General features: G+C 33.9%; 17 protein-coding genes. 15 read left to right on the top strand and 2 right to left on the bottom strand.

Annotated elements, in window-relative coordinates; all coding sequences use genetic code 11:
- Window positions 1-135: 135 nt before the first annotated feature.
- From NLJ82_RS16085 to NLJ82_RS16070, 4 genes are all read left to right on the top strand, one after another.
- Entirely contained in the window at window positions 136-462 is a 327-nt protein-coding gene (locus NLJ82_RS16085) for a winged helix-turn-helix transcriptional regulator (protein WP_000816332.1), read from the top strand.
- A gap of 320 nt (window positions 463-782) precedes the next feature.
- A complete protein-coding gene (locus NLJ82_RS16080) occupies window positions 783-1,955 on the top strand; it encodes a cyclopropane-fatty-acyl-phospholipid synthase (protein WP_000229050.1) in 1,173 nt (390 codons plus the stop codon).
- 217 nt (window positions 1,956-2,172) lie between these two features.
- Window positions 2,173-3,234 carry an oxidoreductase gene (locus NLJ82_RS16075; protein ID WP_000176611.1) on the top strand — a complete coding sequence of 354 codons (1,062 nt, stop codon included), beginning with the start codon at window positions 2,173-2,175 and terminating at the stop codon, window positions 3,232-3,234.
- Between the two features lie 32 nt (window positions 3,235-3,266).
- Window positions 3,267-4,004: a GntR family transcriptional regulator gene (locus NLJ82_RS16070; protein ID WP_000146304.1), complete on the top strand. Its 738-nt coding sequence runs from the start codon at window positions 3,267-3,269 to the stop codon at window positions 4,002-4,004.
- A 64-nt stretch (window positions 4,005-4,068) separates the two neighbouring features.
- On the opposite strand, the gene NLJ82_RS16065 is transcribed toward NLJ82_RS16070, so the two are convergent.
- Entirely contained in the window at window positions 4,069-4,413 is a 345-nt protein-coding gene (locus NLJ82_RS16065; protein ID WP_000860835.1) for a winged helix-turn-helix transcriptional regulator, read from the bottom strand.
- Window positions 4,414-5,014: 601 nt separating this feature from the next.
- Between NLJ82_RS16065 and spxA the strand changes: the two genes are divergently transcribed.
- The 6 genes from spxA (at window position 5,015) to NLJ82_RS16035 (ending at window position 9,346) form a co-directional block, all read left to right on the top strand.
- Complete coding sequence (gene spxA / locus NLJ82_RS16060) at window positions 5,015-5,410, top strand: transcriptional regulator SpxA (protein WP_000261184.1); 396 nt, start codon at window positions 5,015-5,017, stop codon at window positions 5,408-5,410.
- Between the two features lie 47 nt (window positions 5,411-5,457).
- Window positions 5,458-5,592, top strand: coding sequence for a BA3454 family stress response protein (locus NLJ82_RS16055; RefSeq protein ID WP_000573519.1), 135 nt, complete (start codon window positions 5,458-5,460; stop codon window positions 5,590-5,592).
- Window positions 5,593-5,701: 109 nt separating this feature from the next.
- A complete protein-coding gene (locus tag NLJ82_RS16050; protein WP_000573531.1) occupies window positions 5,702-5,836 on the top strand; it encodes a BA3454 family stress response protein in 135 nt (44 codons plus the stop codon).
- 163 nt (window positions 5,837-5,999) lie between these two features.
- A complete protein-coding gene (gene saiR, locus NLJ82_RS16045) occupies window positions 6,000-6,413 on the top strand; it encodes an Rrf2-family transcriptional regulator SaiR (protein ID WP_000093217.1) in 414 nt (137 codons plus the stop codon).
- 127 nt (window positions 6,414-6,540) lie between these two features.
- Entirely contained in the window at window positions 6,541-6,876 is a 336-nt protein-coding gene (locus NLJ82_RS16040; protein ID WP_000987473.1) for an IDEAL domain-containing protein, read from the top strand.
- Between the two features lie 1,150 nt (window positions 6,877-8,026).
- On the top strand, window positions 8,027-9,346 hold the full coding sequence (locus NLJ82_RS16035) for an aromatic amino acid transport family protein (protein WP_001014170.1): 1,320 nt from the start codon (window positions 8,027-8,029) through the stop codon (window positions 9,344-9,346).
- A 156-nt stretch (window positions 9,347-9,502) separates the two neighbouring features.
- Here the strand turns inward: NLJ82_RS16035 and NLJ82_RS16030 are convergent, their stop codons facing one another.
- Window positions 9,503-9,985, bottom strand: coding sequence for a VOC family protein (locus NLJ82_RS16030; RefSeq protein ID WP_001291682.1), 483 nt, complete (start codon window positions 9,983-9,985; stop codon window positions 9,503-9,505).
- Between the two features lie 515 nt (window positions 9,986-10,500).
- On the opposite strand from NLJ82_RS16030, the gene NLJ82_RS16025 reads away from it, so the two are divergent.
- From NLJ82_RS16025 to NLJ82_RS16005, 5 genes are all read left to right on the top strand, one after another.
- Window positions 10,501-11,016 carry a heme-degrading domain-containing protein gene (locus NLJ82_RS16025; RefSeq protein WP_139304413.1) on the top strand — a complete coding sequence of 172 codons (516 nt, stop codon included), beginning with the start codon at window positions 10,501-10,503 and terminating at the stop codon, window positions 11,014-11,016.
- A 46-nt stretch (window positions 11,017-11,062) separates the two neighbouring features.
- A complete protein-coding gene (locus NLJ82_RS16020) occupies window positions 11,063-11,536 on the top strand; it encodes a tautomerase family protein (protein WP_001128299.1) in 474 nt (157 codons plus the stop codon).
- Between the two features lie 582 nt (window positions 11,537-12,118).
- Window positions 12,119-13,333, top strand: coding sequence for an MFS transporter (locus tag NLJ82_RS16015; RefSeq protein WP_001089889.1), 1,215 nt, complete (start codon window positions 12,119-12,121; stop codon window positions 13,331-13,333).
- 16 nt (window positions 13,334-13,349) lie between these two features.
- Entirely contained in the window at window positions 13,350-14,189 is an 840-nt protein-coding gene (gene pgoN / locus NLJ82_RS16010) for a glyoxal/methylglyoxal reductase (protein WP_000793581.1), read from the top strand.
- A gap of 426 nt (window positions 14,190-14,615) precedes the next feature.
- Window positions 14,616-15,689, top strand: coding sequence for a WD40/YVTN/BNR-like repeat-containing protein (locus NLJ82_RS16005; RefSeq protein ID WP_000410429.1), 1,074 nt, complete (start codon window positions 14,616-14,618; stop codon window positions 15,687-15,689).
- The last annotated feature ends 83 nt before the right edge of the window (window positions 15,690-15,772 follow it).

Raw genomic sequence — 15,772 nt, 5'->3', positions numbered from 1 at the left:
TTTTAAACGGCATAATTACTTTTTGGTAATATAGGTACTTTTTTGTGCTGTAGGAACTAAAATGTGCCGTATAGAAAATTATTTGTTTTTACGTAACAATAGAGAAGAAATTTAGAAAAAAGGAGGGGAGATCGTGTGAAACAATACAATATACCGATAGAAGCAACTTTAGAAATTATCGGGGGAAAGTGGAAAGTCGTCATTTTATGTCACTTAACGAAAGGAACGAAGCGAACGAGCGAGTTGCAGCGTCTAATTCCTGAAATTTCTGTTAGAATGTTGACGCAACAATTACGTGAGCTCGAAGATGATGGTGTGATTACACGTGAAATCTATAAAGAAATTCCACCCCGAGTAGAATACTCCTTAACTGATTATGGGTGGTCTTTGCAAAATGTATTAAATCAATTGACCGTATGGGGAGAACGATGCATAGATAGAAAAAATGGTAAAGTTAAGTGAAATCTATATATGTAATATTGAAACGCCACCTATTGATGAGGTGGTGTTTTTTCAGTATAAAACTTTAGAAAGTTACTACGGTGAAAAGTAGGGATCTATACCAGAATAGCAGTTGTTTTAGCCGTGATGAATAATGGATTAAAGTTTTCATAGGTACTTAAAAGTGCCTTCATCACTTTAAAGTACGTACTATGCTTCATAATATAACCGTTTTATAATGACACTCGTAGCAAGAAGTCATAACGGTTTTAAGCTATGTTCAAAAAGACTTATTAACTAGTATAGTTTTTTGTTCAATTTCTTTAGTAGGAGATGTTTATATGGTTGAAGAACTTTTTTATAAAAAAATACTTAAAAATCTTTTTTCAGATCCAGTTCAAATTACACTTTGGAATGGAGAAACAATACAATATGGAGAAGGGGAACCTCAATTTCATGTAACATTCCATAAGCCGCTTTCAAAAAAAGAGATTGCTAAGGATCCTTCTATTGCATTCGGTGAAGCATATATGAATGGGGATCTTGAAATAGAAGGGAATCTTGAAAAAGCAATTCAATCTATTTATAAAAGGCAGGATAGCTTTTTAGGTGATAGTCAGTTGCAATATTTCAAAAGTAAATGGAATTTCTCAAAACAAAAAAATAAAGATGATATTGCTTATCATTATGATATTGGGAACGATTTCTATAAATTATGGCTTGATGAAACAATGACATATTCTTGTGCGTATTTCCAAAATGAGCAAGATTCTTTAACGACAGCTCAGCATAATAAAGTGAATCATATTTTGAAAAAGTTGAACCTTCAAAAAGGTGATACGCTATTAGATATTGGTTGCGGGTGGGGTGAGCTCATTACAGCTGCCGCTAAGCAGTACGGTGTGAAAGCGATGGGAGTAACGTTAAGTGAGGAACAATATGCTAAGACTTCCGAACGAATTAAACAAGAGGGACTTACGGATTTAGTTGAAGTATCTTTACTTGATTACCGTGATATTAAGAATCGTAAATTTGATAAAATTGTTAGTGTAGGTATGATTGAACATGTAGGAAAAGACAACATTACACAATACTTTGAGACAGTGAATGCACTACTAAATGATGGTGGGATTTCGCTACTTCATTGTATTACTTCTCCGGCCAATGGTGGTGCTACGAATGGTTGGATTGAAAAATATATATTCCCTGGCGGATATGTTCCTGCTGTTAACGAATTAATCACGAACATGACAAACGAACAATTTTACATTGTTGATGTGGAAAGCTTACGTAGACATTATGGGAAAACATTACAGCATTGGGCTCGAAATTTTGAAAACGTACTGGAGGAAGTTCGCAAAACGAAAGATGAGCGATTCATTCGTATGTGGCGCTTATATTTAAATGCATGTGCAGCTTCGTTCTTTACAGGTAATATTGATTTACATCAATTTGTATTTACAAAAGGTATTAACGATACAATTCCGATGACACGTTCTTATATGTATGAATAAGAGCATGTAATGAAGCAGCTCTGTAACTACTCATCGAGTGTAAATAAAATGATGGTAGGACATAAGTCTATAACTTAAAGTCGAGATTGGAATCAGAAAATGATTTCCATCTCGACTTTTTTATATATAATTTTAAAAACAAAACTATATACTTTTAATGATAAAAATATATAATAAATATAGAATCAAAAATTTATGAGCAAGGAAGTTGAAGAATATGACATTAACAATGGGCTTTATTGGATTTGGAAAATCAGCTAACCGCTATCACTTACCGTATGTGAATATACGTAAAAATATAAAAGTAAAAACGATTTTTGCTCGCCAAATTAATGAAGAATTAGCGGCTCCATATAAGGAAAAAGGTGTTAGTTTCACTACTAATTTGAACGAATTGTTGAATGATAAAGAAATCCAAGTAGTGACAATCTGTACGCCAGCACATACGCATTACGAATTAGCGAAAAAAGTTATACTTGCTGGAAAATCAGTTATTGTGGAAAAACCATTTTGCGATACAGTGGAACATGCGAAAGAATTATTAGCTTTAGGACGAGAAAAAGGTGTAGTAGTTATGCCTTATCAAAACCGCCGTTTTGATGGTGATTTCTTAGCAGTGAAGCAAGTTGTGGAACAAGGATTCCTTGGTGATATTGTTGAGGTTGAATCACATATTGATTATTTCCGTCCTGGTTCAATCACTCACGAAGGTCCGAAAGAAGAAGGTTCATTTTACAGTTTAGGTATTCATACGATGGACCGTATGATTTCACTGTTTGGCCGTCCAGATACGGTGACATACGATATTCGTAATAATGAAGTGGAAGGTGCGGTTGATAATTATTTCGATGTTGGTCTACATTACGGAAATAAGTTGAAAATTAAACTGAAAACGAACCATGTTGTAGCGAAAGATTATCCGCGCTTTATCGTTCATGGAACAAATGGATCGTTTATTAAATATGGTGAAGATCAGCAGGAAAATGATTTGAAAGCGGGTATTATGCCTGAGAGTGCAGGATTTGGTGAAGATTCACCGATGTACTATGGAATTGCGAAATATCGCAACGCAAACGGTGATTGGATTGAAAAACAAATTAAAACGCCACTTGGTGATTACGGTCGTTTTTATGATGCAGCGTATGAAACAATTGTAAATGGTGCACCAAAGCTTGTGAAAGACGAAGAAGCGGTAACGAATATTGAAATCTTAGAAAACGGATTTGCTGCGCCATCACCTTCCGTTTACAAACTTGAGGCTTTAAACTTAAATGAATAGAAGAGGGAATACAGCATAAAGGAGGTATGGAAATGGCAAGCGGATCCACACAAGTAAAATACCTCGGCATTTATCAAAAAATGAAACAGCAAATTTTAGACGGCGAATATAAGATTAACGAAAAAATTCCAAGTAGCCCCGTCCTTGCTGAAGAATTTGATGTTTCTGTCCTTACTATAAAAAAGGCGCTGGATCTGTTAGTTAGAGACGGCTACATCATTCGCCGGCGCGGAAGTGGAACGGTCGTTCAAGATTGGCGTCAGCAAGAAAAGGCGCGAATGATTCAAACTTTAACAGGTACGAAAGCTGTTTATGGCAGTGAGGTAGAAAGTAAAATTATTGAGTTTACGATTGTCGGTGCCGATGAAGTCATTGCTGAAAAATTGGGTATTTCAGTAGGGGATTTTGTATATAAAATCATCCGCCTCCGCATCATTCACAGTATTCCAACGATTATGGAGCATACATGGATGCCGATTTCGGTCATTCCAGGTGTTGATGTTTCTGTTTTAGAGGAATCAATCTACTCCCACATTCAAAATAAACTAGGTCTTCAAGTGGGAACATCCGTTGTTAGGGTTAAAGGAATTCGCCCGGATGATAAAGAAAAGCAGTTTATGAACTTAACAAATCAAGATTTCCTAATGAGAGTGGAACAGGTGGCCTACTTAACGGATGGACGCACTTTTGAATACTCTTACGCCGATCATTTGCCGGAAACCTTTGAATTCGAAACAGTTATTACTGCAAAAAGTTATAAAGAGGTATAAAAAATAGGTTGGGGCACGTATTGCCTCAACCTATTTTCTGTTTTCAATATAGTAGGAACAGCTATTATTCATCTGCTGTAATCAGCATGGATGTGTTCCCGGTTTTTTCAAGATGAACTTCTCCCCAAGTGCAGAGGGAATCAAGTATGGCTCCTAAAGACGAACCGTAATCCGTTAAAGAATACTCTACTTTCGGTGGCACTTGGTCATATACCTTCCTTTGGATTACACCATCTTCTTCTAGTTCCCGTAATTGTTGTGTTAACATTTTTTGTGTAATACCAGGCATTAAACGTTTTAATTCACTCGTTCTTTTTGTTCCTTTTTTTAAATGGCAAAGAATAACAACCTTCCACTTTCCGCCAATAACTTCTAAAGTCGCTTCTACAGGAATATTGTATGTCTTCATAAAAAAACTCCTTTGATGAATGTAGATTACAGTTTTGGACTTACATACGCTTTAATAATAAAATTATTTCTTTTTAGTGCCTATAACACTTTAAAGTGCGCACTATTTATTGTGCGAAATATCGTTCATAATAACCGATGTAGAACTGCACTAGAAAGTTTATATGTTACTTTTTAGTACCTATAACACTTTAAAGTACGTACTTTTTATTATGCGGAATATCGTTCATACTAACACATGTAAGTAAGAAATGAATAAAATGTACTTTGAAGTGCATTTGGAATGGGTCGGCATAACACTATGGGGACATTCACAAAAAATGATTAATTAATCCAAGACTTAACATTTGATTAATAGAACTGTAAGGTTTAAAATTACAGTATAGATTTAAGAAGTGAGTTGTCATCATATGTAAAATGTAGTTTCAACTATTTTATAAAAGAAGCATGCAAAGAACTGAGTAGTAAAAAATAAACGAAACATTGCCGAATAACTAACATTACGTGAATTTGATTCTAAACTGTAATTTTTTTTAATACATTTCAACAAACGATATTTAAAGTGTACATTTTATAAAGAACATTAAAGGAGTGAGTGAAATATGGTGGTTTTATATACAACAGCAAGCTGTGGTTCATGCCGAAAAGCGAAAGCATGGCTGGAAGAGAATCAAATTGATTATACTGAAAAAAATATCGTATCCAATTCTATGACAGTGGATGAACTTAAGTCCATTCTTCGTTTAACAGAAGAGGGTGCTACTGAAATTATTTCAACAAGATCTAAAACTTTTCAAGACTTAAATATAAATATAGAAGAGCTTTCGCTAAATGAATTTTATCAATTAATAATTGAGCATCCGCTAATGTTGCGTCGCCCAATTATGCTGGACGAGAAAAGATTACAGATTGGTTTTAATGACGAAGAAATTCGTAAATTTTTACCACGTAGCGTTCGAACATTTTTAAATATTGAACTGCAAAAGTTGGCTAATTAATAAGTAATAGTATGAGAGAGAAATTTTTTGAAAGGAGGAAACTGAAGGTGATAGAAGTATGCGTTACAGTGAATTATAAAGATAGAAACTATCAAACAAATGTTATTGTAAGTAAAGATACGGTGTGGACAAAAATTAAACAATTGGCAGAAGAACAAGTCAAAAAACAGTGGGATTTTTAAATATGATTATCAAAAAAATGAAGTTATAAGTTAGAGATTATAACTAAATCCAAGACTTTTCAGGACTTAAATATAGATAAGAAATTTGTTTGAAAGGAGGAAGCAGGAAATGATAGAAGTATGTGTTACAGTCAATTATAATGATAGAAATTATCAAACAAATGTTATTGTAAGCAAAGATACGATATGGACAAAAATTAAACAATTGGCAGAAGAACAAGTGAAGAAACAATGGAGTCTTTAAATGTATGTTTAACTTAAAAAGCTAAATGAAGTTATGGAATGTATTTCTTTATGCTAAGAGTGGTTCTTATATATTTTAACGTTTGACTAACCTATCTGTAATATTTATGGCTACAGTATGTTAATATAGGAGAAATAATATTTTTGATCGTAGGAGGAAAACAATGAGCAGCGACTTTACTTTGGCCATACACAGTTTAACTTATTTAGCTTTACAACCAGACAGGATGTCAACAAGTAATGCTATTTCAGAAAGTGCGGGGGTTCACCCAGTACGCATTCGCAAAGTGCTAAGTTTGTTAAAAAAACATAAGTTTATACAATCGAAAGAGGGGACTGGTGGCGGTTTTATTTTCGCCCGAGATTTAGATGAAGTTAATCTTTGGCATATTTATCAAATAACCTCTGAAGGTGCATTGCAGCCTAAGTGCCCAGAATCAAATGATCAGTGTATTGTAGGTTCAAACATGCGAAAAGTGCTGTTCACTATTTTCTTAGGTGCGGAAGAACATCTAGGTGAATACTTAAAGAATTACACAATGAAAGAAGTTGTTGATCTTATCAATCAAGAACGTTAAGCGGCTCACTTGTTATATAGAGACGTAAGTTCTTACTATTTAAATGTAATGGAAAATATTACAGTTTAATTTCGTTTTTATTTCTTTTTTATCACCACAAAAAATATTTATAAGAAGGTGAAAAAGTATGATGTCAAATAATAATCAAGTTTTAAAAGTAGGAGATTGGGTTCGTGGAATATCAAATGAGGGCGAATTTATAGTTGGTTACGTTGTATCGCTTGATGAAGTGGAAGATGTAGTTACAGTTAGTATTGTGAAACGCGACGACAAGTACACAAAAAACGAAGCGATTTTACTCTTTAGTAAACATGTTAACAAACTTCCTGAATCAAAGGTAATCAATAAGGAGCAAATCCTTTACCTGATAGACCTTGCATTATTAACAGGAGACGAAGAATGGTTTATCGAGCTTTCTTCAAAATTAAACTCGATAAAAGAGCTAGTTAACGAGGGGTTTTAAAGATTAAATGATTGGCTTTTAATAGGTTGAAACGTGCAATAAGCAATAATATCATCTCTAAGGAAATGATATAAAAACGATTCATTACAAATATAGCAATATTCCTGAAGAAGAGTTGAAAAAACTCGAATTAAGATGACATTGCATTGAGTTGTTTGCACACCTCTGATAACAATTGTTATGTAAATAAGCTGCCCGATATGGGCAGCTTATTGTATTTTTGCGTTTAGCGTAGGTTTTTGTAAAATGTTAGCGGTCCTCTTATTGCCATCAAGTAAAAGGTAGCTTCCTAAAAATGTATATGAATGCAATGTCGATAATATATATCCTGAAAATTGGTTGGTATATTCAAAAAGATATTTCTTTTTAACCACATTAATTATTTATTAGAATATCTTTTTAAATTAAAATGAATTTTTTTGACAAAGGAGAATATAAGTATCTTTATAATGAGTAAATTGGATAAATAATATATGACTGTGTTTTATGCTAATTCATTCAGTTTTAAGCGATAGGAACAAGGGTTGCATGCGAACTGTAAAATGTTATCCATGTAAAATTATATCCGGTTAATATTTCTGAAAATATAAAAATATTAATTTTATAAATATACACGTTATAATGAGGGCGTCGAGAGAAATTTTATTATCTCTGGAGAAAATATAAAAAATGCGATTATTAGTAAGAAAGGTGTGTGATTAGAGGCGAAATGTATGTAAAGTACTTCAGTGGCTTGTGTAAGCAATATCATCAGTGCTACCGAAGTTATGAAAGTAATGTATAGAATTGAGAAAGAAATGCCTCGCAAATGAAGAGAGGCTGGTTTAGCTAAAATTACTGTTAAAAGTAAAAAAGAGAAACCATTAAAGTAATACACTGTTATTAGAAATGTTGCAACGTATTTATGAAGTCTATTCCATATTGTTCTTTTAAGGGGTCTCTATATAAAGAGCGTATATTACGAGTAAACTTTTTTGTGAACGCTAACAATTATATTAGGACGCTAACTAGCGAATGTTTCAATTTGGTTTCATTATGATGAAGGACATACAATGTGGGGCAACTTGTAAGGAATTCATTTTCCCAAAAAGGAAAATATTCGGTAGCTATTAAGAGAGAGGCAGGAATAGATACAAGGGGGAGCTATTATATGAACGGGAATACTGCAAAGAAAATAGAAGTTCAAGCTGAAAATACCGCACTAAAAAATGAGCAATATGCAGATCCGAAAAAGTGGCATAAGCAGGATACTACATGGGCACTCAGTCTATTTGGAACTGCAATTGGAGCAGGGGTGCTCTTTTTACCGATTAATGCAGGTTCAGGTGGTTTATTATCTTTACTACTAATTACATTGCTTGCATATCCAGTTATGTACTACTCACATAGGGCACTTGCTAAAATGATATACGCTTCTAATTCTGCTGATGAGGGGATCACAGGTACAATTAGAGAGTATTTCGGAAATAAAGCGAGTATCATTTTTAACATCGTATATTTCGGTTCAATTTATACAATCGTACTAATGTATTCGGTTGCGCTTACAAACACTGCAAGTAGTTTTATCGTGCATCAATTGCACATGCCAGAACCTCCAAGGGCAATTTTATCACTTGTATTAGTTCTTGGTCTTATCGCTATACTAAATTTTGGTCAAGATATTACTGTAAAGGTAATGAGTATGTTAGTGTATCCTTTCATAGTTTCTCTACTGTTTATCGCAATATCTTTAATTCCACAGTGGAATACGTCAATGCTTAGTTTTTCAGCTGTTTCAACTGCTTCAACAGGAACAGGCTATTTTGGGACGATATTGATGATTCTACCAATCATCGTATTCTCATTTAATCATTCACCTATGATTTCATCATTTGTTGTGAAACAGAGAGCTACGTATGGAATCGAAGCCACTGATGCGAAATGTGCGCAAATACAAAAGGTTTGTTATATCATGACATTCGCTGTTGTTATGTTCTTCGTTTGGAGTAGCGCATTGAGCTTGACTCCAGAGGATATAAAAATGGCAAAAGAACAAAACTTATCAATTCTTTCATATCTTGCGAATGAGCTTAATTCGCCTGTAATCACGATTGCAGCTCCAATTATTGCTTTTGTGGCTATTACAAAGTCATTCCTTGGCCATTATATCGGAGCATTTGAAGTAATGCGTGACATGATTATTAAGTTTGGTAAATCACGTGGAAAAGATATTGAAGAAAAAACAATTAAGACAATAATCCTTACTTTTGTTGTATTATCATGCTGGTTTGTTGCTTATACAAATCCAAGTATTCTTGGACTTATTGATTCTCTAAGCGGTCCATTAGTTGCTGCTATCTTATGTCTATTACCGATGTATGCGATTCAAAAAGTACCGGTATTAGCTAAGTACAAAGGGAAAATGAGTAACGTATTTGTTATTATTGTAGGTGTACTTACTGTTTTAGCAAGTATTAAGTCATTATTCTAATTCACGATTTTTGATTTTAGTGTCAAAGTAGTGGAATATGAAATATCTATTTTGGGACAAACTTCTCACGTTGTAGAGTTTGTCCTTTTTATTTAATCTATCAACAAACAGCCACTTTTCAGATAAGGTGGCTGTTTCGGTATTAATTTGTTTTAATTATTCACGTCTAAATGGACCTTTTGGAGCAATGAGCTCTAAATTAGTACCATCTGGATCACGGAAGTAGGCAACGCCTGTACCAAATCCAGATTTCAAGCCGTCTTCTTCTTGGAAGATAATTGGCTCTCCATCTGGTTCTACCCCAATTGCTTTTAGACGTTCTACAGCGGCATCAATATCTTCTACTTCAAAACAAAGATGCATCGCACTAATTTGATCATTTGAGTAAGATGCTTTATCTGATTTAGGGACAACGTATTCTAGAATGTCGATGTTCAAATTGTCTAAGTGTAGATTGGCATATTTAATACGAGTATCTTCAAGTCCTTGTGTTTGCGCCATTCTTGTTCCGCCAATTTCATCAATGTTTGATACTTTCTTACCTGTTAATGCTTCATAAAAAACGATAGATTTTTCTAAATTGCTTACTGTAATTCCGACGTGATTTACTTGTGAAAAGCCTGCTGTTTTTTCACTCATTTTTGTTACCTCCTATTTTTAGGTGGTGTAATGTATCGTTTCACCAATCTTTTACTGTAATTAAAATGGGCCTTTAGTTGAAGTTCTATTCTAATTCGTTTTTAACAACTCAAAAGAAATATAAGAGTATTTTGTAGATAAGGAAAGAATCTAGTATCGGCTAGGTTCTTTTATTTTTCGTTTGTTTTTATACAAAAATTTGATGGGCTTGCATTACAGCCATTGAGCAAAAAATTTTGATATGAAAAATATTATTCTTTAGTACATACATTTTTAAGATGTTAAATATATTTCATAATAGTCTCTGTAAGATAGGGATAAGTAAAATAGTACTTTAAAGTACCTATAGCACTTTAAAGTGCGTACTTTTTATAACTTTGAATATCATTCATAATAGCACCAGTAAGAAGAAAACAAGCTTTATGGTACTAGTTACCACCGATGTTACAGCATTTTATTTAGAATCAGATTGATTGAAAGGTTGTATGTACTATGTGGCCTAATAATTTCAAAAAATGCCGCAGTGGCATAAAACAATTATGGAGGTTAAAGATATGAGTTCTTCAAATTTGAATGAAATAAGTAAACAAATTTTAAAAGAGGAGGAAACGCTTCAATTTTCCTCTTTTACAAATGAAGATGCCTTGCAAATAGGTTTATTTATCGTTGAAACAGCAAAGCGAGAAGGAAAATTGATTGCTGTTGATATAACGAAAAACGGTGTGCAATTATTTCATTTCAAGATGACAGGGACAAATGCGGAAAATACGAAATGGATTGAGCGTAAAAAGCGAGTCGTTTCCCTGCATGATCGTAGCTCGTATTATATGCAGATACAAAGTGAAATAACTGGAATCTCATATAATGAAAAATATCTTTTAGATACTTCGGAATATGCTGCATTTGGTGGATGTTTTCCTATTAGAATAAAAAACGTAGGGGTTATTGGAATGATAACAGTATCAGGATTACCACCAGAAGAAGATCATGAATTGGTAGTAAGGGCAGTTAAAAATCATTTAAACCAATAGTTGTAGCTAGTGAATAAATAATTAATTAACTTTAGGGGGCAATACTATGCCATTAATTGAACTAAATACTTGGCCAACCATGTCAACAGAAGAAAAGAAGGAATTCATTTATAATGTAACGGAACTTACAATAAAACGATTAAAAATTGTCCCTGACAAAATTCAAGTGTTGATAACGGAACTTGAGAAAGAAAATTGGGGGAAAGCTGGGGCTGTAGCAAGTGATGCTACCTTTGCTGAGAAAAGTAGGGTGTCCAATTGGGAGACAAAAGAGTCTTACGATACACCGTCTGGTAACGTTGATGGAATGGCTATTATCAAGATCGATATATGGAATACATTTGATCAAGATACAAAGGATAAGTGGGTAAACGAACTTACACAAGTAACATCTAAGTATACGCATGCACCTTTGGATAAAGTGCTAATTCTTATTCGCGAAATGATTCCAGGAAACTGGGGACAAAGTGGTGTAACGGGAGCTAATGCAGATTTCCTTTCCAAAAGTCGTACATTTTAATTGTTAAATAAAAAAGGCAAAAATGAACATATTTCTGTTCGTTTTTGCCTTTTTATTATTTGTCTGCAGTAATGAACATGATTCTTTACATGTTTAAGCAATGTCCTCTAAAGTTGCCTCTACGAGAAAAGTGTATTTCTTCATTTGAAAGCCTTCTTCATGGAATGTAGATTTCAATTTTTGAGCAAAATAAGCTAGGTTATATAAATGTTACTTTTTAGTACCTATAGTACTTTAAAGTACGTACTTTTTATTAGGATCAATATCATGCATAATAGCACATGTAAGAGAGAAACAAGCTTTACGGTACTAGTAACTAACTATGTTACTTTTTAGTACCTACAGCACTTTAAAGTACGTACTATTTAATATGTTAAATATATTTCATAATAGTACATGTAAGAGAGAGAGAAGCTTTATGGTACTAAAAAGTACCTATAGTACTTTAAAGTGCGTTCTTTAAAAAAAGAATGAAACCATTCATAATAGCGTTTGTAGAGATTAAATATATGTTTTGAAAGATAAAAGGGCCTTTTTATCGCACTATTATGATAGGAATTATAGGGAAGAGGGGAAACTCAATTGAATTCATATACAGCATCGTCTTCAGAAGTTAAGACAAGTCGGAGAAGTATATTTGCGTTATTAGCGCTAGCAATTAGTGCGTTCGGGATTGGGACAACTGAATTTGTTAGTGTCGGTTTATTACCATCTATTTCGGAAGATTTACATGTGTCGGTGACAACAGCTGGTTTAACAGTTTCTTTATATGCGTTAGGCGTAGCATTTGGTGCTCCGGTATTAACGTCGTTAACAGCTAATATGTCACGAAAAACGTTATTAATGTGGATTATGATTATTTTCATTATTGGTAATGGAATTGCAGCTGTCGCAACAAGTTTCACTGTATTACTTATTGCGCGAATTGTTTCTGCACTTTCGCATGGTGTGTTTATGTCAATTGGTTCAACGATTGCTGCGGCACTTGTACCAGAAAATAAACGTGCTAGCGCCATTGCCATTATGTTTACTGGTGTAACAGTTGCAACTATTACAGGAGCACCAATTGGAACATTTATTGGTCAACAATTTGGCTGGAGAACATCATTTTTAGCAATTGTAGTAATTGGAATTATTGCCTTAATCGCAAATAGTATTCTCATTCCATCTAATATGAAAAAAGGTGCGTCTGTATCATTCCGCGATCAGTTTAAATTAATTACAAACGGAAGACTGTTACTAGTTTTCATCATTACTGCATTAGGATATGGGGGAACATTCGTAACATTTACGTATTTATCTCCGTTATTACAAGAAGTAACAGGATTTAAAGCTAATACGGTTACTATCATTTTATTAGTGTATGGAATCGCCATTGCAATAGGGAATGTGATTGGCGGGAAATTATCGAATCATAATCCGATTCGAGCGCTATTTTACATGTTCTTTATTCAAGCGATTATATTATTTGTTTTAACATTTACAGCACCATTTAAGGTAGCGGGGTTAATCACAATTATTTTTATGGGACTATTCGCATTTATGAATGTTCCAGGGTTACAAGTATATGTCGTAATGTTAGCTGAACGATTTGTACCGAGTGCTGTCGATGTTGCATCGGCAATTAATATTGCGGCGTTTAACGCCGGGATTGCTCTTGGTGCTTATTTAGGTGGTATTGTAACGAATTCGTTAGGGTTAATTCATACTGCTTGGGTAGGCGGCATTATGGTAGTAGGTGCTGTTATTTTAACAGCATGGAGCATGTCATTAGAAAAACGAGATCAAGTAAAATAAAAGGAGAGAAAATATAATGAAAAACTTACAAAGTACAACAACATTGCATAACGGTGTAGAAATGCCTTGGTTTGGTTTAGGTGTATTTAAAGTAGAAGAAGGACCAGAGCTTGTAGAAGCAATTAAATCAGCAATTAAGGCAGGATACCGTAGCATCGATACAGCTGCGATTTATGGAAATGAAGCAGCTGTAGGTGAAGGAATTCGCGCTGGTATTGAAGCGACTGGAATTTCAAGAGAAGAATTATTTATCACTTCAAAAGTATGGAACGCAGATCAAGGATACGAAGAAACAATCGCTGCATATGAAGAGAGTTTAAAAAAATTAAAACTAGATTATTTAGATTTATATCTTGTTCACTGGCCTGTAGAAGGGAAATATAAAGATACGTGGAGAGCGTTAGAAACGCTTTATAAAGAAAAGCGTGTACGTGCAATTGGCGTAAGTAACTTCCAAATTCATCATTTGCAAGATGTAATAAAAGATGCAGAAATTAAGCCAATGATCAACCAAGTAGAATACCATCCTCGTTTAACACAAAAAGAATTACAAGCTTTCTGTAAAGAACAAGGTATTCAAATGGAAGCATGGTCACCACTAATGCAAGGTCAATTATTAGATAATGAAACATTACAGGCAATTGCTGAGAAATACGGTAAAACAACAGCACAAGTGATTTTACGTTGGGATCTTCAAAATGGAGTAATTACAATTCCAAAATCAACGAAAGAACACCGCATTATTGCAAACGCTGATGTATTTAACTTTGAATTAACGAAAGAAGATATGGAAAAAATCGATGCGTTAAACCAAAATCACCGCGTGGGTCCAGACCCTGATAACTTTGATTTCTAAGATTAAAGAATGAGTAAAAAGAGTGCAAAGTTGCACTCTTTTTTATTTTCTATTCAATAAAATGTTTCTGTTTATTTGATTAGCGTTTATATTATGGCTGTTAAATTGCTTTTGGCTATGTAGAGAACTTACTCTAAGATAGTATTAAAGTTTGACATGTAATCATGCATTCTATAATATGTATGCTATAGCATGTATATTGCAAGTTATTTGGAGGTGGCATATGGACTTATATGAGTGAACAGGGTATCTTGTTCATCGCACTGATGTGAAATTAACAAAATATATAATGTAAGTTTTTAATCACATATTGATTATAAATTTTATCTTTTATATGCTATAGCATATAAAATTCGCCTCTTAAATTGTAATGGCGAAAATTTAAATAATACAGTAGATATATTATGAAACGAGGAGATTTTACTTATGGAAAAATTTATATTAGCGTTTGATAGAGAGCTTGTAATTGCAGAAAAAAAAGACTCAACATGGAGTGTCCAATCACAGTTTGTAGGTGCGAATCCAGTTGCGTTAGCTTTAGATCCATACGATTCAGAAAGAATGTATTGTGGTACTTTTGATAGAGGATTATGGAGAAGTAAAGATGGAGGAAGTTCATGGGAAGCGATTGGAACTTTACCTTCCTTCGGTGAAGTGTTCCCAGCTAATGCTATTCATATGAGAGCCATTACAGCAGTTTCTGTATCTCCAGCGAAGGGTGATGACGGTAACGGGATCGTATATGTAGGAACTGAACCGAGCGCCATGTTTGTATCCAAAAATGGAGGAGACAGTTTTGAATTGCTAACGGATTATCGACAAATGCCATCGTATTCATCATGGTTCTTTCCTCAAAGAACATATACGCACCACGTAAAACATATTGAAATTGATGCTAATAATCCAGAAACTATATATACAACGATTGAGGTTGGGGGATTAATTAAAAGTGTAGATGGAGGTAAGACGTGGACTGAGGAAAAAGAGGGGAACTACCCTCAAGATATTCACATTCTTACATCACATCGCAATGCTCCAAATCGTTTATACGGGGTGTTAGGTGATTCATTCTTGAAAGAACCAGGTCAAGAGTATGCGGAGAGTAATGATGGAGGTAAGACGTGGAACTATATGTGTAGTGGGCTAAAGCATCATTACGCATATCAAATGGCAGTTAATCCAAATGATCCGGAAAATATTATTATTGCGACATCTTCAAATCCACACGTAGCACACGATTACAATAATGGAAATTGTGAATCATATATTTATAAGAAAGAAAAAGATCAGCCTTGGACAGAAATGAATGCAGGTTTACCAACTCCTAAGGGCACAATCATACCAGTATTAAAGGCAACAAGTGATGGAACGTTCTATTTATTTAGTAATAAAGGGGTTTATAAGTCGGTAGATGGGGGTTCAAATTGGACGTCATTAGATATTCCATGGGAGAACAGATTTATGGAACAACACCCTTATGAGATGTTAATTATTAAATAAGTAATGAGTATAATTTTTACAACTATTCATTAAGTATGGTTATTTGAATTGAATTTGAAAATGTAAAAAGCTAGGTAATGCGT

Origin of the sequence: Bacillus paranthracis (assembly GCF_024296885.1) — a bacterium.
In the GTDB taxonomy this organism is placed as follows: domain Bacteria; phylum Bacillota; class Bacilli; order Bacillales; family Bacillaceae_G; genus Bacillus_A; species Bacillus_A paranthracis.
This window is presented reverse-complemented; position numbering and strand designations above follow the sequence as displayed.

Coding starts and splice junctions, on each gene's coding strand:
- saiR (WP_000093217.1), top strand. CDS start 6,000: ATGAGCAGCGACTTTACTTTGGCCATACACAGTTTAACTTATTTAGCT.
- NLJ82_RS16070 (WP_000146304.1), top strand. CDS start 3,267: ATGGCAAGCGGATCCACACAAGTAAAATACCTCGGCATTTATCAAAAA.
- NLJ82_RS16040 (WP_000987473.1), top strand. CDS start 6,541: ATGATGTCAAATAATAATCAAGTTTTAAAAGTAGGAGATTGGGTTCGT.
- NLJ82_RS16035 (WP_001014170.1), top strand. CDS start 8,027: ATGAACGGGAATACTGCAAAGAAAATAGAAGTTCAAGCTGAAAATACC.
- NLJ82_RS16080 (WP_000229050.1), top strand. CDS start 783: ATGGTTGAAGAACTTTTTTATAAAAAAATACTTAAAAATCTTTTTTCA.
- NLJ82_RS16020 (WP_001128299.1), top strand. CDS start 11,063: ATGCCATTAATTGAACTAAATACTTGGCCAACCATGTCAACAGAAGAA.
- NLJ82_RS16075 (WP_000176611.1), top strand. CDS start 2,173: ATGACATTAACAATGGGCTTTATTGGATTTGGAAAATCAGCTAACCGC.
- NLJ82_RS16005 (WP_000410429.1), top strand. CDS start 14,616: ATGGAAAAATTTATATTAGCGTTTGATAGAGAGCTTGTAATTGCAGAA.
- spxA (WP_000261184.1), top strand. CDS start 5,015: ATGGTGGTTTTATATACAACAGCAAGCTGTGGTTCATGCCGAAAAGCG.
- NLJ82_RS16050 (WP_000573531.1), top strand. CDS start 5,702: ATGATAGAAGTATGTGTTACAGTCAATTATAATGATAGAAATTATCAA.
- NLJ82_RS16025 (WP_139304413.1), top strand. CDS start 10,501: ATGCCGCAGTGGCATAAAACAATTATGGAGGTTAAAGATATGAGTTCT.
- NLJ82_RS16030 (WP_001291682.1), bottom strand. CDS start 9,985: ATGAGTGAAAAAACAGCAGGCTTTTCACAAGTAAATCACGTCGGAATT.
- NLJ82_RS16065 (WP_000860835.1), bottom strand. CDS start 4,413: ATGAAGACATACAATATTCCTGTAGAAGCGACTTTAGAAGTTATTGGC.
- pgoN (WP_000793581.1), top strand. CDS start 13,350: ATGAAAAACTTACAAAGTACAACAACATTGCATAACGGTGTAGAAATG.